27 protein-coding genes, 1 tRNA gene and 1 other RNA gene are annotated in these 23835 nt (G+C 68.4%); 7 read left to right on the top strand and 22 right to left on the bottom strand.

The genetic code is table 11. From position 1 onward, the window contains the following. Nucleotides 1–47 precede the first annotated feature (47 nt). The 5 genes from MRBLWO14_RS01495 to MRBLWO14_RS01515 form a co-directional block, all read right to left on the bottom strand. Complete coding sequence (locus tag MRBLWO14_RS01495) at nt 48–656, bottom strand: hypothetical protein (RefSeq protein ID WP_341934727.1); 609 nt, start codon at nt 654–656, stop codon at nt 48–50. Further along, a complete protein-coding gene (locus tag MRBLWO14_RS01500; protein WP_341934728.1) occupies nt 653–961 on the bottom strand; it encodes an HNH endonuclease signature motif containing protein in 309 nt (102 codons plus the stop codon). The genes MRBLWO14_RS01495 and MRBLWO14_RS01500 overlap by 4 nt, the downstream gene beginning before the upstream one ends. Before the next feature lie 91 nt (nt 962–1052). Next, nucleotides 1053–1706, bottom strand: coding sequence for a hypothetical protein (locus tag MRBLWO14_RS01505; protein ID WP_341934729.1), 654 nt, complete (start codon nt 1704–1706; stop codon nt 1053–1055). After that, nucleotides 1703–1963, bottom strand: a complete 261-nt coding sequence (locus MRBLWO14_RS01510; RefSeq protein ID WP_341934730.1) for a hypothetical protein — start codon at nt 1961–1963, stop codon at nt 1703–1705. Before MRBLWO14_RS01510 ends, MRBLWO14_RS01505 begins: the two co-directional genes overlap by 4 nt. Before the next feature lie 326 nt (nt 1964–2289). Next, nucleotides 2290–2362, bottom strand: a tRNA-Lys gene (locus MRBLWO14_RS01515). A gap of 148 nt (nt 2363–2510) precedes the next feature. On the opposite strand from MRBLWO14_RS01515, the gene MRBLWO14_RS01520 reads away from it, so the two are divergent. The 4 genes from MRBLWO14_RS01520 to MRBLWO14_RS01535 all read left to right on the top strand — a co-directional run bounded on the left by MRBLWO14_RS01520 (nt 2511) and on the right by MRBLWO14_RS01535 (nt 5288). Then, nucleotides 2511–3308, top strand: coding sequence for an inositol monophosphatase family protein (locus tag MRBLWO14_RS01520; protein ID WP_341934731.1), 798 nt, complete (start codon nt 2511–2513; stop codon nt 3306–3308). A gap of 14 nt (nt 3309–3322) precedes the next feature. Next, nucleotides 3323–3892 carry a hypothetical protein gene (locus MRBLWO14_RS01525; protein ID WP_341934732.1) on the top strand — a complete coding sequence of 190 codons (570 nt, stop codon included), beginning with the start codon at nt 3323–3325 and terminating at the stop codon, nt 3890–3892. 174 nt (nt 3893–4066) lie between these two features. Further along, on the top strand, nt 4067–4414 hold the full coding sequence (locus MRBLWO14_RS01530; protein ID WP_096715901.1) for an ATP-dependent DNA ligase: 348 nt from the start codon (nt 4067–4069) through the stop codon (nt 4412–4414). Between the two features lie 10 nt (nt 4415–4424). Further along, the gene (locus tag MRBLWO14_RS01535) at nt 4425–5288 is read left to right on the top strand and encodes a transposase (protein ID WP_341934733.1); all 864 of its coding nucleotides are present in this window, start codon (nt 4425–4427) and stop codon (nt 5286–5288) included. Nucleotides 5289–5373: 85 nt separating this feature from the next. On the opposite strand, the gene ssrA is transcribed toward MRBLWO14_RS01535, so the two are convergent. Next, nucleotides 5374–5743: a transfer-messenger RNA gene (gene ssrA, locus MRBLWO14_RS01540) on the bottom strand. Between the two features lie 142 nt (nt 5744–5885). Here ssrA and MRBLWO14_RS01545 point away from each other — a divergent pair. After that, nucleotides 5886–6554 carry an SIMPL domain-containing protein gene (locus MRBLWO14_RS01545; protein WP_341934734.1) on the top strand — a complete coding sequence of 223 codons (669 nt, stop codon included), beginning with the start codon at nt 5886–5888 and terminating at the stop codon, nt 6552–6554. Between the two features lie 25 nt (nt 6555–6579). On the opposite strand, the gene hflX is transcribed toward MRBLWO14_RS01545, so the two are convergent. Beyond that, nucleotides 6580–8091 (bottom strand): GTPase HflX, encoded by a 1512-nt coding sequence (gene hflX / locus MRBLWO14_RS01550; RefSeq protein WP_341934735.1) that lies wholly within the window; start codon nt 8089–8091, stop codon nt 6580–6582. A gap of 68 nt (nt 8092–8159) precedes the next feature. Between hflX and MRBLWO14_RS01555 the strand changes: the two genes are divergently transcribed. Next, nucleotides 8160–8813 carry a methyltransferase gene (locus MRBLWO14_RS01555; protein ID WP_341934736.1) on the top strand — a complete coding sequence of 218 codons (654 nt, stop codon included), beginning with the start codon at nt 8160–8162 and terminating at the stop codon, nt 8811–8813. Between the two features lie 21 nt (nt 8814–8834). Here the strand turns inward: MRBLWO14_RS01555 and dapF are convergent, their stop codons facing one another. The 15 genes from dapF to MRBLWO14_RS01630 form a co-directional block, all read right to left on the bottom strand. Beyond that, on the bottom strand, nt 8835–9707 hold the full coding sequence (dapF, locus tag MRBLWO14_RS01560) for a diaminopimelate epimerase (protein WP_341934737.1): 873 nt from the start codon (nt 9705–9707) through the stop codon (nt 8835–8837). 22 nt (nt 9708–9729) lie between these two features. After that, on the bottom strand, nt 9730–10197 hold the full coding sequence (locus MRBLWO14_RS01565; RefSeq protein ID WP_341934738.1) for a GNAT family acetyltransferase: 468 nt from the start codon (nt 10195–10197) through the stop codon (nt 9730–9732). Nucleotides 10198–10222: 25 nt separating this feature from the next. Beyond that, nucleotides 10223–10750 carry a dihydrofolate reductase family protein gene (locus MRBLWO14_RS01570; RefSeq protein ID WP_341934739.1) on the bottom strand — a complete coding sequence of 176 codons (528 nt, stop codon included), beginning with the start codon at nt 10748–10750 and terminating at the stop codon, nt 10223–10225. Nucleotides 10751–10840: 90 nt separating this feature from the next. Beyond that, the gene (gene miaA / locus MRBLWO14_RS01575; protein WP_341934740.1) at nt 10841–11779 is read right to left on the bottom strand and encodes a tRNA (adenosine(37)-N6)-dimethylallyltransferase MiaA; all 939 of its coding nucleotides are present in this window, start codon (nt 11777–11779) and stop codon (nt 10841–10843) included. Beyond that, the gene (gene miaB, locus MRBLWO14_RS01580) at nt 11776–13323 is read right to left on the bottom strand and encodes a tRNA (N6-isopentenyl adenosine(37)-C2)-methylthiotransferase MiaB (RefSeq protein WP_341934741.1); all 1548 of its coding nucleotides are present in this window, start codon (nt 13321–13323) and stop codon (nt 11776–11778) included. The genes miaA and miaB overlap by 4 nt, the downstream gene beginning before the upstream one ends. Before the next feature lie 88 nt (nt 13324–13411). Then, on the bottom strand, nt 13412–14164 hold the full coding sequence (locus tag MRBLWO14_RS01585; protein WP_341934742.1) for a regulatory protein RecX: 753 nt from the start codon (nt 14162–14164) through the stop codon (nt 13412–13414). Nucleotides 14165–14422: 258 nt separating this feature from the next. After that, nucleotides 14423–15469, bottom strand: coding sequence for a recombinase RecA (gene recA / locus MRBLWO14_RS01590; protein ID WP_096715854.1), 1047 nt, complete (start codon nt 15467–15469; stop codon nt 14423–14425). Nucleotides 15470–15740: 271 nt separating this feature from the next. Next, nucleotides 15741–15965, bottom strand: a complete 225-nt coding sequence (locus MRBLWO14_RS01595) for a DUF3046 domain-containing protein (protein ID WP_341934743.1) — start codon at nt 15963–15965, stop codon at nt 15741–15743. Nucleotides 15966–15985: 20 nt separating this feature from the next. Further along, entirely contained in the window at nt 15986–16294 is a 309-nt protein-coding gene (locus MRBLWO14_RS01600) for a helix-turn-helix transcriptional regulator (protein ID WP_144877397.1), read from the bottom strand. A gap of 141 nt (nt 16295–16435) precedes the next feature. Continuing rightward, nucleotides 16436–16915 carry a CinA family protein gene (locus tag MRBLWO14_RS01605; protein ID WP_341934744.1) on the bottom strand — a complete coding sequence of 160 codons (480 nt, stop codon included), beginning with the start codon at nt 16913–16915 and terminating at the stop codon, nt 16436–16438. Then, complete coding sequence (gene pgsA / locus MRBLWO14_RS01610; protein ID WP_341934745.1) at nt 16912–17487, bottom strand: CDP-diacylglycerol--glycerol-3-phosphate 3-phosphatidyltransferase; 576 nt, start codon at nt 17485–17487, stop codon at nt 16912–16914. The genes MRBLWO14_RS01605 and pgsA overlap by 4 nt, the downstream gene beginning before the upstream one ends. Then, nucleotides 17487–20198 (bottom strand): DNA translocase FtsK 4TM domain-containing protein, encoded by a 2712-nt coding sequence (locus MRBLWO14_RS01615; protein WP_341934746.1) that lies wholly within the window; start codon nt 20196–20198, stop codon nt 17487–17489. The genes pgsA and MRBLWO14_RS01615 overlap by 1 nt, the downstream gene beginning before the upstream one ends. A 77-nt stretch (nt 20199–20275) precedes the next feature. Further along, nucleotides 20276–21952 (bottom strand): ribonuclease J, encoded by a 1677-nt coding sequence (locus tag MRBLWO14_RS01620; protein WP_341934747.1) that lies wholly within the window; start codon nt 21950–21952, stop codon nt 20276–20278. A gap of 68 nt (nt 21953–22020) precedes the next feature. Next, the gene (gene dapA / locus MRBLWO14_RS01625; protein ID WP_341934748.1) at nt 22021–22998 is read right to left on the bottom strand and encodes a 4-hydroxy-tetrahydrodipicolinate synthase; all 978 of its coding nucleotides are present in this window, start codon (nt 22996–22998) and stop codon (nt 22021–22023) included. A gap of 27 nt (nt 22999–23025) precedes the next feature. Then, nucleotides 23026–23250, bottom strand: a complete 225-nt coding sequence (locus tag MRBLWO14_RS01630; RefSeq protein WP_341934749.1) for a hypothetical protein — start codon at nt 23248–23250, stop codon at nt 23026–23028. A 41-nt stretch (nt 23251–23291) separates the two neighbouring features. Between MRBLWO14_RS01630 and MRBLWO14_RS01635 the strand changes: the two genes are divergently transcribed. Then, the gene (locus MRBLWO14_RS01635; protein ID WP_341934750.1) at nt 23292–23834 is read left to right on the top strand and encodes an NUDIX hydrolase; all 543 of its coding nucleotides are present in this window, start codon (nt 23292–23294) and stop codon (nt 23832–23834) included. Nucleotide 23835 lies beyond the last annotated feature (1 nt).

A 23835-nucleotide genomic window follows, 5' to 3' on the forward strand; every position in this document is an offset into this window, starting at 1 on the left:
GGGGAGAAATGGAAGCGGCTGTGCGTGGGTGTCCAGAACCAGCTGCGCTAAAAACCGGCGAACGCGGCGGCTGCGATCTCAAGCCCCTCGGCCGGGACGACCGCGTTGCGCATGGCCTTGCGGATGTCGGGAACGGTGCCGCGCTCGAGCGGCGGCAGACCGTAGGCCGTGGCGTAGTCCTCGGCTCGAGTGTCGGGCCGCAGGATGTTGGTGCCGTGCACGGCCGTCAGCATGAGCGGCGGGTTGCTCGTCCAGTACCAGTGCCGAGGCGTGACCACGTCGGGGGCGATCGGCGGCTCGTAGTACACGTGCACGTTCTCGACGACGTACCGGCCGCCCAGCTCGCGCAGGTGGGCGATCTCCTCCCACAGCCGCGGGTCGGGCTGCAGCTCTCGGCCGTAGCGGCTCGCGACGACCTTGGCGAGGCGTGAGTGCGAGGGGCAGGGCGGCGATGCCCAGGTCGCGTCGAAGCGGTGGGCGCGCTCGAGGACGTAGGCATGCGCGTCGCCGACGATGACGGTGTCGTTGGGGTATCGGCGCGCGTACTCGGCCGCTACGCGCTCGTCGATCTCGACGGCCGTGACGTTCCAGTCGCTCGGCCACAGGTGTCGGTTGCCGCCGATGCCGGCGTAGGCGTTGAGGACGTCGATGCTCATGTGAAGTACCCCATGCCGCTCTCGACCGGGATACCGACGGGGCGCAGCGGCTTGCGACCTCGCGAGTAGTTGCACTTGTCGTGCGAGGGGCCGAGGTTGTCGATGTCGTAGACCGCTCCCCCATCGGCTCGAGGGATGATGTGATCCGCGGTCGTGGCTCCGGGCCGGCCGCAGTTGATGCACAGGTCGCCGTAGGTGGCGAGGGTGAGCTGGACGTAGGCCTGCGCCTTGCGTCCTCCCCAGCGCTCGGGCTTGGCGTCGGGGTCGGCGAACGCGCCGGGGCCGTGGGGCAGGTTCATCGTCATCGCTGTCGCCTCGCTCGCAGCTCGAGGACGATCCAGCCGGCGGTGAAGATGCCAGCCATGACGAGGGTGGCGATCGGCTCGGCGTAGTCGATCATGACGCTGCCCTGACCAGCGGTGCCTCGCCGCAGTTGATGCAGCGGTGTGACTTGCTGCCGAGGTCGTGGCTGTACGGCGCTGACCACGCTGCAGGGCAGCGGTCGGTGCGCCAGCGTACGATCGGCGAGTTGTCCACAGCCTTCCGCGTCGCCTCGTGAGGTACAGCTGGGTCTTTAGATGTTCTTACTTTGGTGTTCTTATAGGTCGACGGCTTACCGGCGACGGCAACCCGTCCGCTGGTGGCACCGGACGACGGGATCCCGTCTATGGTCGATCGCGACTTATCCACAGGCTGCAGACCGTCGATCGGGAGCTGCGGCGAGCCGACGACCGGCAGCTGGAACGGGTCAGTCAGATGGAACACGTAGCCGGCCAGACGGCCGCCCTGAGCGCGTCGCTGCTGCCGGTGGAGGTAGCCGGCTTTCTCGAGTTCCTTGACCGCTGAGCGGACGGCCTCGCGGCCCTCTTTCCAGCTCGAGGCCTCGATGGTTGCCATGGTCACCTCGTAGCCGGCCTCGTGCGTCATGAGCCAGACGAGGATGCCGCGAGCGACCCAGCTGAGCGCCTTGTCGCGCGCGTAGACGTTGGGCACCTGGGTGAAGTCCCGTTCCCATGCCATGCGCTCGCGGCGCAGCGATCCCTCGGTCATTCCGCGGCCGCCGGCGTCGTGTTGTTCAAGTGCAGGGCGAACGCGCCGAGGACCCGGACGAGAACGCGATCGCGGGCCTGCTCGGGGATCTGCTGGATGCGCTGCTCAAGCTGGGCGACGAGGTCGTCGTATCGCCGGCTGCTACCGCCGACGCGATCCTCGGCCAAGATGAGCCGTGCGAGCTTGACGAGGGCGTCGACCTCGTTCTGGATCTCTGCGAGGATCATGGCTTCCCACGATCCGCCGGCGTTGGTCATGTCTACTCCCGATCTTGTGAGCGCCAGATAGGCGCATGTCCAAGATTCGGGCACGCGATTGATATGTGTGTATTGACGTCGGCGTGTCCAAGATTCGGGCACGCTACACTCGCAGCATGAGCATGACTGTTACGTGGACACTCGGTGAGATCCTTGCGAAGCTGCGCAAGGATGCCGGCATGGATCAGGCGACGATGGCTAAGCACGTCGGGATCGCCAGGAACACGCTCTCGAACTACGAGACAGACAAGAACAGCCCACCGTTCGACGTAATCGTACGGTGGGCTGCTGTCACAGGTGCCAGCCTCGATTGGCTGGCGTCGGTGTGCACCCCCAGGGACTTGAACCCTGAACCCACTGATTAAGAGTCAGTTGCTCTGCCGATTGAGCTAGAGGTGCGTGGTCCGGGTGATTCCCCGACCGAGGAATTACATTACCAGCCGACGAGCGCTGGGCGAAATCGAGGCCGGGGCGCACCGAGCCCGCGCGTGTCGCCGCATGTCGCCGCTGCCGCTCGCTCGGAAACGACGACGGTTATCCTTGAGGCGTGACCGCCACCCCCGCTGCCGCCGACCTGTCCCGCGACCTCGAGCTCGCCCTCCGGCTGGCCGACGCCGCCGACGCGCAGTCTCTGCCCCGCTTCGACTCCGCCGACCTGCAGGTGTCGAGGAAGGCGGACAGCTCGCACGTGACGGATGCCGACCTCGCCACCGAGCGCGCGATCCGTGACGTTCTCTCGACCGAGCGCGCCGACGACGGCGTCTTCGGCGAGGAGTTCGGCGCCGAAGGCGACACCCACAAGCAATGGATCATCGACCCGATCGACGGCACGGCGAACTTCCTCAGAGGCGTCCCGCTCTGGGGCACCATGATCGCCCTCGCGATCGACGGCGTGCCGCAGGTCGGAGTGGTGAGCATGCCGGCACTCGGACGACGGTGGTGGGGCGCTGCGGGCCTCGGCGCGTGGACCGCGACCGATCACGACCCCCGGCGCATCGAGGTGTCGGCGGTCGACTCGCTCGATGACGCGAGTGTGAGCTTCCAGAGCATCGCCCAGTGGACGCGCGCCGGTCACCGCGACCAGCTCCTCCGCCTCGCCGACCGCGTGTGGCGCGACCGCGCCTACGGCGACATCTACGCCTACATGCTCCTCGCCGAAGGCCGCATCGACATGGTCGCCGAGTTCGACGTGAAGGAGTACGACATCGCGGCGGCCGTGCCGATCGTCCGCGAAGCCGGCGGACGCATGACCGGCTTCGACGGCGCGGAGACGATCTCCGACCTGTCGACACTCGCCACCAACGGCGTCCTCCACGACGCGTTCCTCGAGCTCTTGCACGACTGATCCGGAAGCCAGCGATGAAGCCCCGCACCCCCGCCGCCGCGCTCGGCGCCCTCCTCCTCGTCCTCGCCCTCACTGCGTGCGGGGCGACGCCCGACTCGGACGCCTCGCCGACGCCCGATGCGCCGAAGCCGACGCCGAGCGCGACGCCCCAGCCCGCGTCGTCGCCGACTCCGACCGCTGACGCTGCGGAACCGGCCTGCGACACGATCATCTCGCCGGGCACCGTCGACGCCCTCACCTCGCAGGGGTGGACGTTCGAGGAGAAGGAATTCGTGATCGGCGACGTGCCGCTCCCCGACGGTCTGCTGTGCTTCTGGGCGGACTACAGCGTCGCATCCGACCACGGCCAGCTGTACGGGTGGTCGGAGATCACTCCGGATGACGCGTCGCGCGCGCAGACCGCGCTGCTCGGAGAGGGCTGGACGCGCGAGGACGGCGCCGACGGCATCTACCTGACCGAGAACCCGCAGTTCTCGATGGGCACCGACGAAGACGGCTACGGCATGACGTACCTCTTCGGTGACGGATGGGTGAAGTTCGCCGACACCCGCCAGGGACTCATCCTCATCGACTGGGCCGGCTGAAGAGCACATTCCGCGCACCGGTGATTACACCGGGCGAAGAGGAAGCGCGCCTCCCCCGCCGCCGGTATACCAGCGACTCCTCGGCGTGTGAGAGTGAGAGCATCTCCACTCAGCGATCACCCGATCGCGCCTTGTGACGCAGGCTCCCGTGGTGACCGAGCAGAAGGAGCGGCGATGGGCAAGTTCATCTACGAAGGCGGACCGAAGGTCGAGATCGAGGACCGCGCCCTCACCCACATCCAGCTGGTCATGACCGCGAAGCTCCGCCGTGGCGAGCCGTTCCCCTTCTCGTGGCGCGAGGACTCCAGCGTCGGCGGCGGTCGCACGACCGTCTGGATCCACTCCGGCAGCTCGATCGTCTTCAAGTACTTCGGCAGCCGCTCCCCCTCCGTCAACCGCGCCTGGGTGGAGGCTCTCGCCTACACGGCGAACACCCCCACGGGGATGTATCTCGTGCCCGAGCCCGCCGAGACCGCGGCCATCGACAAGGTGGGCGAGTCCGCGGCGGGCGCTGCGGTGTAACCTCGCTCGCATGAGCGCGGCATCCTCCCTCTCCGAGATCGCCGCCGAGCTCTACACCCAGCCGCTCGGCGACTTCATCGCCGCACGCAACGCCCGAGCCGCCGATACGTCGGACAAAGCGCTGGCGACCGGCATCCGCGCCCTGCGCAAGCCGTCGGTCGCTGCCTGGGTCGTCAACGTGTTCGCCAGCGAACGCGCGTCCCAGCTCGGCGAAGCCCTGCAGCTCGCGGCGGAGCTGCGCGAGGCGCAGGAGGACCTCGACGCGAGAGCACTCGCGCAGCTCGGACGCGATCGCCGCGCGCTCACCGCCCGGCTGGCGGCGGCCGCGGCGGATCTCGCGGAGTCGAGAGGCGAGCGGGTCACGCCGTCGACGAGGGATGCCGTGCAGCAGACGATCTCCGCGGCGTTCTTCGACCCGGATGCCGCAGCCGCTGTCGCCTCGGGCCGGCTGGTGCGGGAGCTCGAGCCCACCGGGACGTTCGCCGACGCCATGGACACGATCGTCGGCGGCGGCATCCCCTCCGCGCCGCTCCCGCCCTCGGCACCGCCCGACGAGCTGAAGGCCCGCCGCGCGCGCCGCGACGCGGAACGGGCGGTGCGAGAGGCGGAGCAGGCCCACGAGCGGGCTGCGCGCGATGCCGCCAAGGCCGAACGCGTCGCGGAAGAAGCGGCTGCCCGTGCCGATGACCTCACCTCGCGAGTTGCCGACCTCGAGAAGGAACTCGACCGCGCCCGCAGGGAGGCGAAACACGCCGACACCGATGCCGCAGACGCGCGCGAACGTCGTGCAGCGGCATCGCGCGCAGCCGACGAGGCAGAGGAGGCCCTGACAGCGGCGCGCAGCGCTCTCGACGCCCTCGACGGCTCCCGCTGACCCCGGGGACGCTGCGCAGCCTCCGGATACGACGAAGCCCCGCCGCCGCGGATGCGGTGACGGGGCTTCCTCTGTGACAGCGACCTGGTGGAGCTGGGGGGAATCGAACCCCCGTCCAACGCTGAGTCTCCACGCCTTCTCCGGGCGCAGTCTGTGGAAGCGTTCTGCTCGGCTCCGACCTTTGTCACAGACACCTAAGTCGACGAGCCCAGCCTGGGAAGAGTCCCACGTGACGTCCAGACGCCGTCACGCAGCAAGATTCCTAGATGACGCCAGGATCCGTATCGGAATCACATACGGTCTGACGGACTATCGGGCTCGCTTAGGCAGCGAGGGCGAAGTCGTTGCGCTTGGTTTCGGCAACTATTGTTTTGCAGAGAGCGTTTACGAGATAACTCTGCATCCTCGGCCCGCTTCTCGTGGATTCACAGGCGCTGTCGAAACCGATCAGCCCCGTGGTCCTTCTCTCGAAGGAGCCGCTGTCACTCTGTGGATTTTTCACCTCGGGGAGCGAAGTCCCCGAGCATCACAGACTACAACGTCGAAGCGGTCTCTGCCATTCCGTCCCCCTCCGACTCCTGGCGTAGAGTCGCGGTCATGAGCGAAGTCACCATCACGGTCCGCGGAGAACACGAGACGCGCATCGCACCTGAACGCGCGACCATCCAGGTCAGCGTGCGCGTGGACGGCCCGGATCGCGCAGCCGTCGTCGACCGCGTGATGCGGCTCACCGAGCCCGTACGCGACTCGATCACGAGCCGGGCGGATGCCGGAGCGGTGGTCGACTGGACGAGCAAGCGACTCTCCGTGCGGGCCGAGCGCCCCTGGAACACAGAGGGCAAGCGCCTCGCTCCCTTGTACTACGCGAGCATCGACCTCACCGCCACGTTCACGGAGGCGTCTGACCTGTCGGAATGGGTCTCCGAGGTCTCGCCCTGGGACGGTGTCGAGCTCGGCTGGGTGGACTGGCACCTCACGCCCGCGACCCGCGCAGAGACCGAGCGGACCGTGGCCGCCGAGGCCGTCAGCGTCGCTGTGACGCGCGCGGAGGCCTACGCAGGCGCACTGGGGCTGGTCGAGGTCACGCCCCGTGAGATCGCCGACGTCGGCCTCATCTCGAGCGGGCAGCCCTCGCCGACGCCCCCGATGATGATGAAGGCGTCCAGAGGCGCCGCCTTCGCGGCCGACGCGACGCCGGCGATGGAGTACGAGCCCGAGGACATCGTCATCTCGGCGACGGTCGAGGCGCGCTTCCTCGCGCGCTGACCTTCTGCCCTGGCCCGCCTGAGCGTCAGGCGTCGACCGCGAAGGGCTCCAGGTCTGCGGCGAGCCGCTCCGACACCCGCGCGTGCACGAGGGTTCCGTCCTCCCGGTGGTCCACAGACAGGAGCATGCCCGTCTCGTGGATCGCCGCGACGAGGTCGCCGCGATCGTACGGGACGACCGCGTGCACCTCGACTGCGGGCTTCGGCAGAGCCTCCTCGATCGCCGCGCGCAGTTCGTCGATGCCCTCGCCCGACCGCGACGACACGAAGTGCGCCTTCGGCTCGAGGCCCCGCAGCACGAGTCGTTCGTCCGGCGCGATGAGGTCGGCCTTGTTGAAGACGACCAGCTCGGGCAGGTCCCTGACCCCGACATCGCCCATCACATCGCGAACGGTCTGCAGCTGACCCGCCGGATCGGGGTGCGAACCGTCGACCACGTGCAGCACGACGTCGGCGTCGCCCACCTCCTCCAGCGTCGACCGGAAGGCCTCGACCAGCTGGTGCGGCAGGTTGCGCACGAACCCCACGGTGTCGGTCAGCGTGTACACGCGGCCGTCGGATGTCTCGGATCGACGCACGGTCGCGTCGAGAGTCGCGAACAGCGCGTTCTCGACGAGCACGCCCGCGCTCGTGAGCGCATTGAGGAGGCTCGACTTGCCGGCGTTCGTGTACCCGGCGATCGCGACGGACGGGATCGTGTTGCGCTTGCGCTCGGCGCGCTTCGCCTCGCGAGCGGGACCGAAGTCGCGGATCTGCCGGCGCAGCAGCGCCATCTTGGTGCGGATCCGGCGACGGTCGAGCTCGATCTTCGTCTCACCCGGTCCACGGGAGCCCATGCCCGCGCCGCCGGCGCCGACCTGGCCACCGGCCTGACGGCTCATGGACTCACCCCACCCACGAAGGCGCGGCAGGAGGTACTCGAGTTGAGCGAGCTCCACCTGCGCCTTGCCCTCGCGGCTCTTCGCGTGCTGGCTGAAGATGTCGAGGATGACGGTCGTGCGGTCGATGACCTTGACCTTCACGACGTCCTCGAGCGCGCGACGCTGGCTGGGCGCCAGCTCGGTGTCGGCGATCACGGTGTCGGCGCCGACCGCCGCGACGATGTCCTTGAGCTCCTGCGCCTTGCCGCGCCCGAGATAGGTGGCGGCGTCGGGATGCGGTCGACGCTGCAGCACTCCGTCGAGAACGACGGCGCCGGCCGTCTCGGCGAGGGCGGCGAGTTCGCGCAGCGAGTTCTCGGCATCCTCCTGCGCACCCTGCGGGTACACGCCCGCGAGGACGACGTTCTCGAGCCGCAGCTGCCGGTACTCGACCTCGGTGACGTCCTCGAGCTCCGTGGAGAGCCCAGCGACGCGACGGAGCGCGTGGCGATCCTCGAGGTCCCACTGCTCCCCGTCCGATGTCGCGTGCGCCGCCGTCTCGCGGTCCTGCAGCGCCTGCGCTGCGCCGAAGACTCGCGGCTCGGTGCGCCGTTCGGCGTTCGAGAGCACGCGGTCGAGCGCGTCGTCGCCGGTCGAGTGTGTCGTGGTATCCGTCATCCGTCCCTGTTCTCTGGGTTTGGTTGCGAGCCTTAACCTTAGCCCGCGCTGTCCGCTACGCTCACGGTATGGGGTCCGACCATTACTTCACTGCGGCCCCGGCGAGTCCTGAGAACCTGCGCACGATCCGTGTATCGCTCGCAGGCCGCGAGCTGGACGTCACCACAGCGGGTGGCGTCTTCAGCCCGGATCGGCTGGACGCCGGAACTGCGGTCCTGCTCGCGAATATGCCTCCCGTGCCGCCGGGAGGCCATCTTCTCGACCTCGGCAGCGGGTGGGGTCCGATCTCCCTGTCGATGGCGCTCGCCTCGCCGCACGCGACCGTCTGGGCGGTCGACGTCAACGAGCGTGCTCTCGACCTGGTCCGCCGCAACGCGGCGTCTCTCGGCCTCACCAATGTCAACGCCCGTCGCCCTGAAGATGTTCCCGGCGACGTGATGTTCCGCTCCATCCGCTCGAACCCGCCGATCCGCGTCGGCAAGAACGAGTTGCACGGCCTGCTGGAGAAGTGGATCCCACGCCTCGACGAACGCAGCGACGCGTGGCTCGTGGTGCAGCGCAATCTCGGCGCGGACTCGCTCCAGCGCTGGATCGGCGCGACCTTCCACCCCGGCTTCAGCGTCTACCGCACCGCCACGGCCAAGGGATACCGGGTGCTCAAGGTGCGCAAGCACGGCACCCCGCCCACCGAGCCCATCACGGTGCCCCTCGACGACGACTGACACGCCGGCGAGCAGGGCGGGTCAGACCAGCTCGACCTCGCCGCTGAACACGAGCTGTGCCGGTCCGGAGAGGCCGACGTGCTCTCCGTCTTCCGCGGGGAACATCCGCACGCCCAGCACGCCGCCCGGGACCTCGACCCGCCAGTGATCCGGCGCTTGCGCGCCCGCCCAGTGGCGGACCGCCAATGCCGTCGCCGCGACTCCCGTGCCGCAGCTCAGCGTCTCCCCGACGCCTCGCTCGGACACGCGCATGCGCACATGTCCGACCCCGTCCCGCACGAGCGGCTCGGCGGGAACGACGAACTCGACGTTCGCGCCGTGCGGCGGTGCGGGGTCGAGCTCCGGCGCGCGGTGCAGTTCGAGGGAGGCGAGCTCGGCGTCTTCGGCGAGAGCGACGACGACGTGCGGGTTGCCGACGTCGACGCCGAGTCCCGGACGCGTGACCGCCAGGCCGTCGGCCTTCACGAGCGGGTCGCCGCCCGAGAGTCGCCATGCGCCGAGGTCGACCTGGTATCCGGTGTCACTGCGGGTGATGTCGCGGACCCCTGCGCGGGTGCCGATCGGAAGGGTCGATCCGGGTTCCAGCGTCGCGAGGCCCGACCGCAGCAGGTAGTGGGCGAAGACGCGGATGCCGTTCCCGCACATCTCCGCGAGCGATCCGTCGGCGTTCCGATAGTCCATGAACCACTCGGCGGCGGGCTCCTCGTCGAGGGAGGCACGCCCCTCCGGGATCGCCGCTGAGCGCACGACGCGGAGAATGCCGTCTGCGCCGATTCCGAAGTGACGGTCGCAGAGCGCGGCGACCTGCTCTGCGCTCAGCTCGAGCGTGCCGTCGGGGTCGGCGATGATGACGAAGTCGTTGCCCGTGCCGTGCCCCTTGGTGAATGCGACCATGCCTCCAGTCTAGGGATCGCGGCTATGCGTCGACGATCAGCCGCTTGCCGGTGTTACTCACCGAGAAGCGCTCGTATCCGAGGCTGTCGTAGAAGGCCAGCACCGATTCGTTGCCCTCGCGGACCATGAGCTGGATCTTCGGGCACCCCATGGCGAGGAGCAACCGCTCGGCCTCCGTGACGACGGCGCGGGCGACACCGCGCCCCCGATGGCTCACAGCGGTCGCGAGGTAGTACAGCCAGCCGCGGTGTCCGTCGTACCCCGCCATCACCGTACCGACGATGCGCGGTGTGATGCCGTCGGTGCCGTCGCTGTCGTCGGTGCCGTCGCTGTCGTCGACGGCGACGAGGAAGAGCTCGGGCTGCACCTGGAGCTTCCGTTGGATGTCTCGGCGCGGATCGTTCCAGGGCCTGGTGAGACCGGCCTCCTCCCAGAGTGCGATGACCGCTTCCGTGTCACGATCGTCGAATGCGCGGATGCTCCAGGCCATCCTCCGAGTCTAGGATCGCGCGGTCTCAGTCCTTGACCACGCGGTAGCGACCACACAGGAAGGCGCGGTTGCGGGCGACCTCCAGCAGCTCGAGGGTGAGCGCACGGGGAAGCAGTGGAGCGCCCGAGCCGAGGGTCACCGGGGCGTACTGCACCCACACCTCGTCGAGGAGCCCGGCGTCGGCGAACTGCCCCGCGAGGTCTCCCCCGCCGACCACCCAGACGCCCTTCCCGCCGGCGGTCTCGACCATCTCCGCGTGCGCGGCCGCGACGTCACCCTGAGCGAAGCGGATGTCGCCCTGCTCCGGGCGGTCGAGGTCGCGGTGCGTGAACACCCACGTCGGCTGTGCGTACCCCCACGTGCCCTGCTCATGTCGCATCACCCATTCATACGTCGACGCACCCATCGCGAGGGCACCCATCCCCCGCTCGAACTCCTGGTACGCCATCGGGCCGTCCTCGTCGATGTCCTGCGAGAGCAGCCAGTCGAGGGAGTGATCGTCTGTCGCGATGAAGCCGTCGAGGCTCGACGCGGTGTAGAAGTGGGTGGTCATGCCGCCAGGTTCCCACCGACCTCCGACATTCGCGGCGCACACCGCGCCTGCCGCACGGGCGCCGCTCGGGTGAGCTCGACTCACCTCGACTCACCTCGAGAGGAGTGATCCCGCGTCGATGGGCGCGTCGTGCCATTCGAGATCGGCGTACCGCTTGAACCAGGAGACCTGTCGACGCGCGTATCGACGCGTGAGCGCCTGCGTCTGCTCGATCGCCTCGCGTGCGGATAGCTGCCCGTCGAGTTGCGCGAGGGCTTGGGCATACCCGATCGCTCGGCGAGCGGTCGTGCCGCGCTCCAACCCTCGCGAGCGGAGGGCGTCGACCTCCTCGACGAGACCCGCCCGCCACATCCGCTCCACGCGCTCGTCGAGGCGCTCGACCAGGTGCGACCTGTCGACGTGCAAGCCGACGATTCGGGTGTGGGGGTGCCAGAGCGCAGGCTCCGCCGGGAGTGCGGCCCCGTGGGTCGCGCTCCCCTGCTCGAGCACTTCGAGGGCTCGCATCACTCGTCGCGCGTTCTTGGCGTCGATGCGATCCGCCGTGGCGGGGTCGAGTCGCCTCAGCCGGGCGAGCAGCGCGTCGAGACCGCTGTCGTCGAGTTCTCGTTGGAGTCGATCGCGGACAGCGGTGTCGCGGGGCGGGAACGCGAAGTCGAAGACCACGCTGGAGACGTACAGACCGGATCCGCCGACGAGGATCGCGTCGCCTCCACGGGAGTGGATGTCAGCCGCCGCGGCGCGTGCGAGCGGCTGGTACCAGGCCACGCCCGCTTCCTCGTCGACATCGCGCACGTCGAGCAGGTGGTGCGGGATGCCGCGACGCTCGTCGACCGTCAGCTTCGCCGTGCCGATGTCCATGCCCCGGTAGAGCTGCATCGCATCGGCGTTGATGATCTCCGCGTGGTTGCCTCGCGCACGCAGGGTTTCGGCGAGGTCGAGGGCGAGATCGCTCTTGCCCGTCCCCGTCGCACCGACGACGACCCACAGCTTCGGAGTACCCGACGCCGAGGCGACGCTGTCTGCGGTCACACGCCGACGCGAAGCGTGGGGAGGCCGAGCGACACCGCTCGTGCTCCGCCGGACGACGCCGGAGCGGGCACCGCACACGACTCCGCCTGGGCGCGGTCCCAGGCGTCGCCACCGCGGGTTCGGCGGATGCGCAGGGGCGCTCCCGTCGGATCGTCGGCGAGCAGGTGGAACGGCGCCGCGTGGCTGATGGTCACGGTCACGACGTCGCCGGGGCGCGGCAGGTCGGAGCCGGGGGTGACCTCGAAGTGCACGAGTCGGTTGTCCTGCGCTCGTCCGGTGAGGCGGTGCGTCTCGGCATCCTTCTTGCCCTCGCCTGTCGAGACCAGCACCTCGACCTCGCGACCGACCTGCTTCTGATTCTCCTCGAGGGAGATGCGCTCCTGCAGGGCGATGAGACGGTTGTAACGCTCCTGCACGATTGCCTTGGGCACCTGATCCGCCATCGTGGCCGCCGGAGTGCCCTCCCGGATGGAGTACTGGAAGGTGAAGGCGCTGGCGAAGCGCGACTGCTCGACGACCCGCATGGTGTCTTCGAAGTCCTCGTCGGTCTCGCCGGGGAATCCGACGATGATGTCGGTCGTGATCGCGGCGTGCGGGATCCGGTCGCGAACGCGCTCGAGGATGCCGAGGAACTTCTCGCTCCGGTAGGAACGGCGCATGGCCTTGAGGATGCGGTCACTGCCGGACTGCAGCGGCATGTGCAGCTGAGGCATCACGTTCGTAGTCTCGGCCATGGCGTCGATCACGTCGTCGGTGAAGGCCGCGGGGTGGGGGCTGGTGAAGCGGACGCGCTCGAGTCCCTCGATCTCACCGGTCGCGCGGAGGAGCTTGCCGAAGGCCTGTCGATCACCGAATTCGACACCGTAGGAGTTCACGTTCTGTCCGAGCAGCGTGACCTCGATCGCGCCGTCTTCGACGAGCAGCCGGATCTCGTTCAGGATGTCGCCGGGTCGGCGATCCTTCTCCTTGCCTCGCAGGCTCGGGACGATGCAGAACGTGCAGGTGTTGTTGCAGCCGACGGAGATCGACACCCACCCGCTGTGGGCGGAGTCGCGCTTGGTCGGAAGCGTCGACGGGAAGATCTCGAGCGACTCGAGGATCTCCATCTCCGCCTCGCCGTTGTGACGTGCGCGTTCCAGCAGTCCGGGGAGCGAGCCCATGTTGTGCGTGCCGAAGACCACGTCGACCCATGGCGCCTTGTCGAGCACGGCCTGCTTGTCCATCTGCGCGAGGCACCCGCCGACGGCGATCTGCATGCCGTCCTTGCGCCGCTTGACGGCAGCGAGCTGTCCGAGTGTGCCGTACAGCTTGCCCGCTGCGTTGTCGCGCACCGCGCAGGTGTTGATGATGACGACGTCGGCTTCGTCGCCGACCTCTGCCCTGATGTAACCGGCGCTCTCGAGCGAACCGGAGAGACGCTCGGAGTCGTGCACGTTCATCTGACAGCCGAAGGTGCGCACCTCGTAGGAACGCTGTCTGCCGTCGTGGTCGATCGCCGCCGACGACGAGGAGATGATCGTCGGCTCGCTGCGCGGGATAGTCATGATGATTCCATTCTACGAGCGCGTCGACGGGACACCGGCTGTGCTCGACGGAGCGCGAGCGGGCAGCGAGGATCCGATCGTCGTGGAATCAGTCCGAGTCGACGAAGCGCACTCCGCTCGACCCGCGGCCGGACGCTTCCGCCAGCGCGGTCTTCGCCGCGCTCATGGCGACTCCGCCGTTGTAGCCGCGGCGCGCGAGCTGCCCCACGAGACGGCGGAGCGCCGTGTCGGGATCGAGCCGGGCCAGCGACGTCGCCTTGGTCCGGGCGAACTCGAGGGCACGCTCGGCGTCGTCGTCCGGCAGTTCTTCGAGAGCGGCGTCGATGACCTCGCGCGGGATTCCTCGCTGAGCGAGCGCACGAGTGAGAGCGACGCGCCCCTGCCCCTTGCGCTGCACTCCCCCGGTGACGAGTTGCTCGGCGAGCACGGCATCGTCGAGATAGCCGCGCCGTTCGAACTCCGCGACCACATCGTCGACCTGGTGCGCATCGAGACGACGGCCGTCGTTCTCGTAGCCTCGCAGCACGAGACGCGCTTCGGAGACCGACAGCGAGCGCGAGCGGAGCTTGCGCACGAGGAGCTCCTCCGCTGCGGCGCGGATCTCCTCGTCGCTCTGCGGAGACCGCGCGCCCGTTCCCGCCTCTCCGAATGCACCGCCCGAAGAATCGGGCACGGCGTTGAGCGGACGCAGACGGGGACCTCGTCCTGCCGCACCCCGCGCAGGATGACGTTCGCTCGGGGAACCGTCCGACGCCTCTTCCGCCATCGATCCGCTGAGGTCGTCGCCGTTCCAGGTCGACCGCCAGAGTCCCGCATCGCCGGTGCGTCGCGGGACGACCACTTCGGCTGCGCGACGGGCTTCGTCCGAGACGCCGTCTCCCGTCCTATGCGAGCGCGACCCGTGCGAGCGCGACCCGTGCTCGTCCAGGCGCGGAATCCGATCCCCCGCGTCGTCGGATTCGGAAGCCCCGCGCCGCCTGCCGAACAGCGGCGTCACGGGAGCGAGCCGCTCGGACTCGCCCCCATGATGATCACTCATCGCACACTCCGGTCATAGGAGCAGTCGTTCCCCGACCGTCGAACTGCCTGCGCATGGCTTCTACGCGGGACGACGCTCGGCGAGCTCGTCACCGGGAGCAGCAGCAGCCGGCCCGCCGATCCCGAGCTTCTGCTTGATCTGCGTCTCGATCGTGAGAGCGATGTCGGGATTCTTGATCAGGAACGTGCGGGCGTTCTCCTTGCCCTGTCCGAGCTGATCTCCGTCGTAGGTGTACCAGGACCCCGACTTCTTCACGATGCCGTGGTCGACGCCGAAATCGATGAGGCTGCCCTCGCGGGAGATGCCGACGCCGTAGAGGATGTCGAACTCCGCCTGCTTGAACGGAGGAGCCATCTTGTTCTTGACGACCTTGACCCTGGTGCGGTTTCCGACAGCGTCGGTGCCGTCCTTGAGGGTCTCGATGCGACGGATGTCCATGCGCACCGACGCGTAGAACTTGAGCGCCTTTCCACCGGCGGTGGTCTCCGGCGATCCGAAGAACACACCGATCTTCTCGCGCAGCTGGTTGATGAAGATCATCGTCGTGTTGGTCTGGTTGAGACCACCGGTCAGCTTGCGGAGCGCCTGCGACATCAGGCGAGCCTGGAGACCGACGTGCGAGTCTCCCATCTCGCCCTCGATCTCAGCACGGGGCACGAGGGCTGCGACGGAGTCGATCACGATCAGGTCGATCGCGCCGGAGCGCACGAGCATGTCGGCGATCTCAAGCGCCTGCTCACCCGTGTCGGGCTGCGAGACGAGGAGCGCGTCGATGTCGACGCCGAGCTTGGCGGCGTAGTCGGGGTCGAGCGCATGCTCCGCGTCAATGAACGCTGCGATGCCGCCGGAGCGCTGGGCGTTGGCGATCGCGTGCAGGGTGAGCGTGGTCTTACCCGATGACTCGGGTCCGTAGATCTCCACGATGCGGCCACGCGGGAGCCCGCCGACGCCGAGAGCGACGTCGAGAGCGATCGAACCGGTCGGGATCACGGCGACGGGGGCGCGCTCATCGCTGCCCAGCCGCATGACCGAGCCCTTTCCGAACTGGCGGTCGATCTGAGCGAGTGCGGTCTCGAGGGACTTCTCGCGGTCTGCGGGTGATGGCATGACGTGCTCCTTATGCTCGCGTGGTGCCGCCTGTAGGCTGTCGCGGTCGTCCCGGGATCGGGACGAACTCTCCGACAAGGCGTATGGCTCTTCGGCCTGTTATCACCGTACGAGGGGCCACCGACATTGCATCGCGTGAGCCCACTGAACGGGGAGAACGTGGCCTCCGAACCACTTGTGCAGAACGTTACGCCCGTTTCGAACACATCTTCGACGACACGCCGGGAAAGACGTCGCGGATCTCGAAGCCGCTCCGCTCCGCCGTCGCGGCTCAGCGCTTGCGAGGCTCGAGCCGCCCGGCGCCGTGGCGGCGCTCGAGAGGCACATCCGTCTCAGCACACAGCGCGAGCCAGATGTCGCGCGGAGGGATCCCCGCGTCCAGGGCACCCTCGGCCGTGCGACCGGACAATCCTGTGAGCACCAGGTCGCTCACCAGGGACGACGCACGCCCACCGAATTCGGCCTCCACAGCGCGGAGGAACTCACTACGACGCATGAAGAGTCGGGGACTCGATGTCAGTGGAGCGAGAGTTCGGGCTCGACAGCCGCCACGAGGTCGTCGGGGACGACGTCGGGGAACACCTGGATGCCCTCGAGAACCGAGATGCGGTCACCGACCTCGCGCATGATCGTCGAGATCGGGACGTCGAGCGCATCGGCCACCGATGCGAGGATCTCGCTCGAGGCCTCTTTCTGTCCGCGCTCGACTTCACTGAGGTATCCGAGGGCGACAGACGCCTTGCTCGCGACCTGACGGAGCGTCCGCCCCTTCTGAAGACGGAAGTCCCTCAGAACATCGCCGATTTCCTGCCGTACGAGAATCATCGGAACCTCCTCCCAGATCGCCTACTCGAGGTCTCCCCCGATGGAATCGTCAGTCTAGTCGTATCGACTGTCACAGAATCTACCCTTGCACGCTGTGCTTTCGGTGTGAGCACATTTATGACAACGGGCACGTCCCGCTCGCTATTCCCGTGTCATCCGACGCAGCAGGGAGAGCACGGCGTCCACCGAAGCGGCGCGGATCCCCACGCGGTCGCCGTCGAATCGGAACGACTCGCTCGCGGAGCTCTCCGGAGTCACGACCGCGACGTGCACGGTGCCCACGGCCTGACCGTCGGGCGAGTCCGGGCCGGCGATGCCGGTCGTCGCGATCCCGACGTCGGCAGGTCGTCCGACACCGACGGCGCGGCGCACTCCGTCAGCCATCTGCAGCGCCACGCGCGGGTGAACGGGCCCATGCGCCGCCAGGAGCGCCTCGTCGACCTCGAGCAACGAGTGCTTGACCGGAGTCGCGTAAGCCACGACGGCACCCCAGAGCGCTGCCGAGGCGCCGGGGACGCTCACGAGCTCTGCGGCGACGGCGCCGCCCGTCAACGACTCGGCCACGCCCAGCGTCCATCCGCGGGCCGAGAGGGCCTCGACGACGTCGGAGGCGATCGTCACGCCGACCGCCTGGATCCTCTGACCTGGGCGACGATGTAGTCGATCCCGCTCGCCACCGTGAGGATCAGGACGATGATCATGAGCACAGCCGTCACGAGCACCCACGGCCACAGGCCGATCACCACGTGCAGGGGCAGCAGCGCCCATCCGAGAGCGACACCCTGCACGGCGGTCTTGAGCTTGCCCATCCACGCCGCGGCGACCACGTGCTCCTTCGCGACGATCAAGCGGTGGATGGTGATCCCCCACTCGCGCACGAGGATCACGACGACGACCCACCAGTTGAGTTCGGCGAGGATGGCGAGGCCGATGAAACCGGCCCCGGTGAGGAGCTTGTCGGCGATGGGATCCCAGAGCTTGCCGAAATCGCTGACGATGTCGTAGCGCCGGGCGAGGTAGCCGTCGACCCAGTCGGTGGAGATGGCCACGATGAAGAGGACCGCGGCGATCCAGCGAACGGCCAGATCGGTCAGGCCGTAGGTGCCGCCGAGCAGGAGCAGGACGAAGAAGACGACTGCGAGGGGGATGCGTGCGACCGTGATCGCGTTGGGCAGCTGCCGGGGTATCGCCATCAGTCGCGCCCCGTCAGTCCCCAGGCGTCTTCATCGCCATCGGCCTCGACCTCGGGCAGGCCCTCGAACTGCGCCTCGACCGGGTCGCGCGGGGCAACGGCTCCCGCAGCGGCGGGCGCTGCGGGGGTGGCACCGGCAGGGGCCGGCACGTCCTCACCGCGGAGCTTCGCCATGACCTGCGGAAGCTGCTCCGGGGTCGCGAGGACGTCACGGGCCTTCGATCCCTCGGACGGGCCGACGATCTCCCTCGACTCGAGCAGATCCATCAGGCGGCCCGCCTTGGCGAAGCCGACGCGCAGCTTGCGCTGCAGCATCGACGTGGAGCCGAACTGCGACGACACGATGAGCTCGGCCGCGGCGAGGAGGAGTTCGAGGTCGTCTCCGATGTCCTCGTCGACCTCCTTCTTCTTGCTCGGCTCCATGGCCTCCTGCACGTCCGGCCGGTACTCGGGACGAGCCTGCCGCGTGACGTGCTTGACGACCGCGTCGATCTCCTTCTCGTCGACCCACGCACCCTGCAGACGGAAGGGCTTGGACGACCCCATGGGCGAGAACAGGGCGTCACCCTGACCGATGAGCTTGTCGGCACCGGGGCTGTCGAGGATCACACGGCTGTCGGTGACGCTGGTGACGGCGAAGGCAAGACGCGATGGGACGTTGGCCTTGATCAGACCCGTCACGACGTCGACGCTCGGGCGCTGCGTGGCGAGGACCAGGTGGATGCCGGACGCACGGGCGAGCTGCGTGATGCGGACGATCGAGTCCTCGACATCGCGCGGAGCGACCATCATGAGGTCGGCGAGCTCGTCGACGACCACCAGCAGATACGGGTACGGCTTGAGCACGCGCTCGCTGCCGACGGGCACCTCGACCTCGCCGGCCCGGACGGCCCTGTTGAAGTCGTCGATGTGGCGGAACCCGAACGACGCGAGGTCGTCGTACCGCATGTCCATCTCCTTCACGACCCACTGCAGCGCCTCGGCGGCCTTCTTCGGGTTCGTGATGATCGGCGTGATGAGGTGCGGGACTCCTGCGTAGCTGGTGAGCTCGACACGCTTCGGGTCGATCAGGACCATCCGCACGTCCGAGGGACGTGCGCGCATGAGCAGGCTCGTGATCATCGAGTTCACGAAGCTCGACTTACCGGAACCCGTCGAACCGGCGACGAGGAGGTGCGGCATCTTCGCGAGGTTCGCGACCACGAAGTTGCCGCCGACGTCTTTGCCCACGCCGATGGTCAGCGGGTGCGTGCTCTTGTGCGCTGCCTGCGAGCGGAGCACGTCTCCCAGCGCGACCGTCTCGCGGTCGGTGTTGGGGATCTCGATGCCGATGGCGCTCTTGCCGGGGATGGGCGAGAGGATGCGCACGTCGTTGGATGCCACGGCGTACGCGAAGTTGTTGCTCAGCTGCAGGATCTTCTCGACCTTGACGCCGTGCCCCACCTCGACCTCGTACTGGGTGACCGTCGGACCGCGGGAAAACCCCGTGACCTTCGCATCCACGTTGAACTGCGACAGCACGCTGGTGATCTGCTCGACGATGCGGTCGTTCGCCTCCGAGCGGGCCACCGAGGGCGGGCCCTCCGCCAGCACGCCGGGCGACGGGAGGATGTACGGCGCGACCGGAGCCTGAGGGCCGCCGTCGCCCGGGCCGTCGGTGCCGAACCCGTCGAGCCCCGGGAGCTCGGGCATCTCGCCCGTGTCCGACTCGTCGTCGAGGAGCGCCGTGGTCTGCTGCTCCGCGAGCGCGTCGGTCACCGAGCGCACGTCGGACAGGACCTCCGTCGCCGCGTCGTACGGGTTGGCGACCGTGACGGCCTGGTCGTAGGCGGGCGTGGCCTCCTGGGTCCCGAGGAGCGCCGTGATGTCGTCGGAGCCGAGCGTCCCCTCGTCGGGATCCTCCTCGCGACCGGTCTTGTTGCGCCGCCACCAGGGCAGCACGTCGGGGTCGTCGACCTTGTCCGCGTCGTCGATCGCCGTGGCATCCTTCGCCGGCTTCTCGGTGCGCTCGGCGTCGAACATCCACGCGTAAAGGTCGCCGAGGCGCTGGCCGATGCGGTTCGGCGGCGTCTTCGTGAGGATCAGGATGCTGAGCACCACCAGCAGCGACAGCACGAGATACGCCGGGATGTCCGTCAGATACGTCAGGGGCTGCCCGATCAGCCATCCGAGCAGGCCGCCGGACTCGCTGAGGGCCGGCATGCCCTGGTTCGGGTGCGGTCGCGGACCCGCCACGTGGAAGATGCCCGACAGCGCGAGCACGAACATCCCGAAGCCGATTCCGATGCGTCCGTTGTCGTGGACGGACGAGGGATGACGGAAGAGCCAACCGGCCAGCAGCAGGAGCAGGACCGGCATGATGAACGCGACCCGCCCCACGAAGAGGCCGACGGAGTACGCGCTGATGCTCGCGGCGACCTCGCTGCCGATGAAGAACCACTCGTTCACCGCGCCGGCGATCGCCAGCAGCACCAGGAGGAACGGGAAGCCGTCGCGACGGTCGTCCTTCTCGAGCGTCTCGGGACCGAAGGCACGGAAGAGGCCACCCACACCGTGGGCGAGACCGCCCCACGCACGGACGATCACCGGGGGCTTGTCGACATCGTCGATGTACTTCTTCGGCGCAGCCTGGGCCTTCGGAGCCGCCTGCCTCTTGGGGCGAGGCGGGGCGCTCTCGGACGCGCGCGCTGACTTCGTGGTGCTCCTGGCCATGCTCTCACGTTACGACCAGCACCCGACATCGGCCCGTAATGACGCGGCATTCCGGGCCGATCGGGGGCCTCGCGGACTCAGGCCTCGATGACGAGCGGCACGATCATCGGACGACGGCGCAGCTTCTGGTTGACCCACCGGCCGATCGTGCGACGCACCACCTGCGACAGCGCATGCGTGTCGCGGACGCCGTTGCCCGACGCCTCCTTGAGGGCGGCGACGATCTTCGGCGAGACGTCGTCGAAGACCGAATCGTCCTCGGCGATGCCGCGGGCGTGGATCTCCGGTCCCGAGATGATGCGCCCCGTCGCGGCATCCACGACGACGATGACCGAGACGAAGCCCTCCTCGCCGAGGATCCGACGGTCCTTGAGGTCGGCATCGGTGATCTCGCCGACCGTCGAGCCGTCGACGTACACGAAGCCGAGGTCGAGCTGACCGGCGACGCGTGCGTCGCCGTCCTTCAGGTCGATCACCGTGCCGTTCGAGGCGATGATCGTGCGCTCCGCGGGGATCCCGGTGTCCTGGGCGAGCTTCGCATTCGCCATGAGGTGCCGGTACTCGCCGTGCACGGGGAGGACATTCTTCGGCTTGAGGATGTTGTAGCAGTAGAGCAGCTCCCCGGCGGCGGCGTGGCCGGACACGTGCACGCGGGCGTTCGCCTTGTGCACGACGTTCGCGCCGAGCTTCGTGAGTCCGTCGATCACGCGGTACACGGCGTTCTCGTTACCGGGGATGAGGCTCGAGGCGAGGATGACCGTGTCGCCCTCGCTGATCTCGATCGCGTGGTCGAGATTCGCCATGCGGCTGAGCACGGCCATCGGCTCGCCCTGCGACCCCGTCGACATGTAGACGATGCGGTCGTCGGGCAGGTCGCGAGCCTTCTTGAAGTCGATGAGCACGCCGTCCGGCACCTTGAGGTACCCGAGCTGCTCGGCGATCGTCATGTTCCGCACCATGCTTCGACCGAGGAAGGCGACACGGCGCCCGTGGGCGTGAGCCGCGTCGATGACCTGCTGCACGCGGTGCACGTGGCTGGAGAAGCTCGCGACGATCACGCGGCGAGGGGCCTTCGCGATCACCTGGTCGAGCACCGGACCGATAGACCGCTCGGTCGGGGTGAAGCCGGGGACGTCCGCGTTGGTGGAATCGACGAGGAACAGGTCGACGCCCTCCTCCCCCAGACGGGAGAAGGCGCGGAGGTCCGTGATGCGACCGTCGAGCGGCAGCTGGTCCATCTTGAAGTCGCCGGTGGCGAGGACCATGCCGGCCGGCGTGCGGATCGCGACGGCGAGGGCATCCGGGATCGAGTGGTTCACGGCCACGAACTCGAGGTCGAACGGGCCGACCTGCTCGCGCTGACCCTCCTTGACCGTGAGCGTGAAGGCCTTGATGCGGTGCTCCTTGAGCTTCGCCTCGACCAGTGCGAGGGTCAGACCCGAGCCGATTAGCGGAATGTCGCTCTTGAGGCGCAGCAGGTACGGCACAGCGCCGATGTGGTCTTCGTGACCGTGCGTGAGCACCACGCCGACGATGTCGTCGAGCCGGTCCTTGATCGGCTCGAAATCGGGCAGGATCAGGTCGACGCCCGGCTGGTGCTCCTCGGGGAACAGCACTCCGCAGTCGACGATCAGGATCTTGCCGTCGAACTCGAAGATGGTCATGTTGCGTCCGACCTCGCCGAGTCCGCCGAGCGGGGTGACGCGCAGCGTCCCCCGTTCGAGGTCGGTGGGATCTGCGATCGGGATGGACATGCGCTCTCCTCAGTCGGACGCTACCCGCGTCCGTTCGTTCATGGTGTCGCGGCGCACCGCGACCGGTGTCAGCGTGTCGTGCCGTGCACCTTCGGCAGGGCGCCGCCCGCAGCCGCATTGCGGTCGGGGCGGAAGTTCGAGAAGTCGGCACCGGGGACGTCCTTCACGAGGTCGAGCTCGTCCTCGATCAGGGCGGCCTCCCACTCCTCCGGTCCGACGAGGGGCAGACGCACGCGCGGGCTCGAGATGCGGCCGAGCCCGTGCAGGATGTACTTCGCCGCGACCGTGCCCGGCACGTGGGTCATGACCGCGCGGACGAGCGGCTCGAGGCGCTTGTGCTCGGCGGTCGCGGCGGCGAGGTCTCCGCGGTTCACGGCGTCGACGATGGTCCGATAGGGCGTCGCGGCGATGTTGGCCGTCACACCGATCATGCCGGTCGCACCGATCGCGAGGTGCGGCAGCACGTTCGCGTCATCCCCGGAGAAGTACATGAGGTCGGTCTGGTTGAGTACGCGGCTCACCTCGGAGAAGTCGCCCTTGGCGTCCTTCACCGCGAGGATGTTCGGGTGCTTCGCGAGACGCAGGATCGTCTCGTACTTGATGGGCACTCCCGTGCGGCCGGGGATGTCGTACAGGATCACCGGGAGATCGGTCGCGTCCGCGACGAGCCGGAAGTGCGTGAGGATGCCCGCCTGCGTCGGCTTGTTGTAGTACGGCGTGACGATCATGATGCCGTCGGCGCCGGCCTTCTCGCTCGCCTTGTAGAGCTCGATCGCGTGGGCGGTCTCGTTCGAGCCGCCACCCGTGACGATCTTCGCGCGACCGGCCGAGACGGACTTGCCGACCTCGACGAGCTTGAGCTTCTCGGGGTCCGTCAGGGTCGAGGTCTCGCCGGTCGTTCCCGTCACGACGATGCCGTCCGCGCCAGCGGTGATCACGTCATCGATGTGCTTCTCGACGGCGGGCCAGTCGACTTCGCCGTCGGCGGTCATGGGGGTGACCAGCGCGACGAGAACCTGTCCGAAAGGGTTGCCCGAGTGCGTCATGCTCCCAGCGTATCGGTCGGCCGGGGTCTATGCGGACGCTGCGGGACGGATGACGTCGCCCCGCCGCCACGTGATGGTCAACACATCCTCCACCGCGAACTCCGTCGCGCTCACCGCCATCGAGAGGTCGCCGGCGGGGCGCACGGCGGCTCCGTCGGCCGTCATCGCTGCGAGACGCGCAGCCTCCGCCTCGTTGCGGCGCCGCAGCTTCTCGTTCGCGTCCTGCGTCTCGCGCTCCTGCCGAACAGCCATCCCACGACTCCGATCCCACGGAGACGCCTAGGCTCTGACGCATGAGATGGGTCACGCACGAGTCCTCGACGGTCTACGAGAACCCCTGGATCTCGGTACGAGAGGATCGGGTGACCGGCCCCGGCGGCGACGGGATCTACGGAGTGGTGACGATGCGCAATCCGGCGGTGTTCGTCGTCGCGGTCGACGAGCAGGACCGCGTGTGCCTCGTCACGCTCGAGCGCTACACCACCGGCATCTCGATCGAGGTGCCGGCCGGCGGCAGCGACGGCGAGGACCCGCTCGTCGCCGCACAGCGCGAATTGGCGGAGGAGACCGGGTTCGAGGCGGCCGACTGGATTCCGATCGGCACGATGAACGCCCTCAACGGCATCGCCGCGGCACCCGAGCACGTCTTCCTCGCGCGCGAGCTCCGCCCGATCGCTCATGCGGACGCGCACGCACAGGACGAGGAGGGCATCGACGTGGTCGCCTGGGTCCCGTTCGCGGAGGTGCTGGCCATGATCGCCGGCGGGCGCATCACGGACGGCGAGACCGTCGCCGCGATCGCCATGGCCGGGATCCGACTCGGTCGGTTCCTCTGAC

The sequence above is a fragment of the Microbacterium sp. LWO14-1.2 genome, assembly GCF_038397715.1.
Taxonomy (GTDB): Bacteria; Actinomycetota; Actinomycetes; order Actinomycetales; family Microbacteriaceae; genus Microbacterium.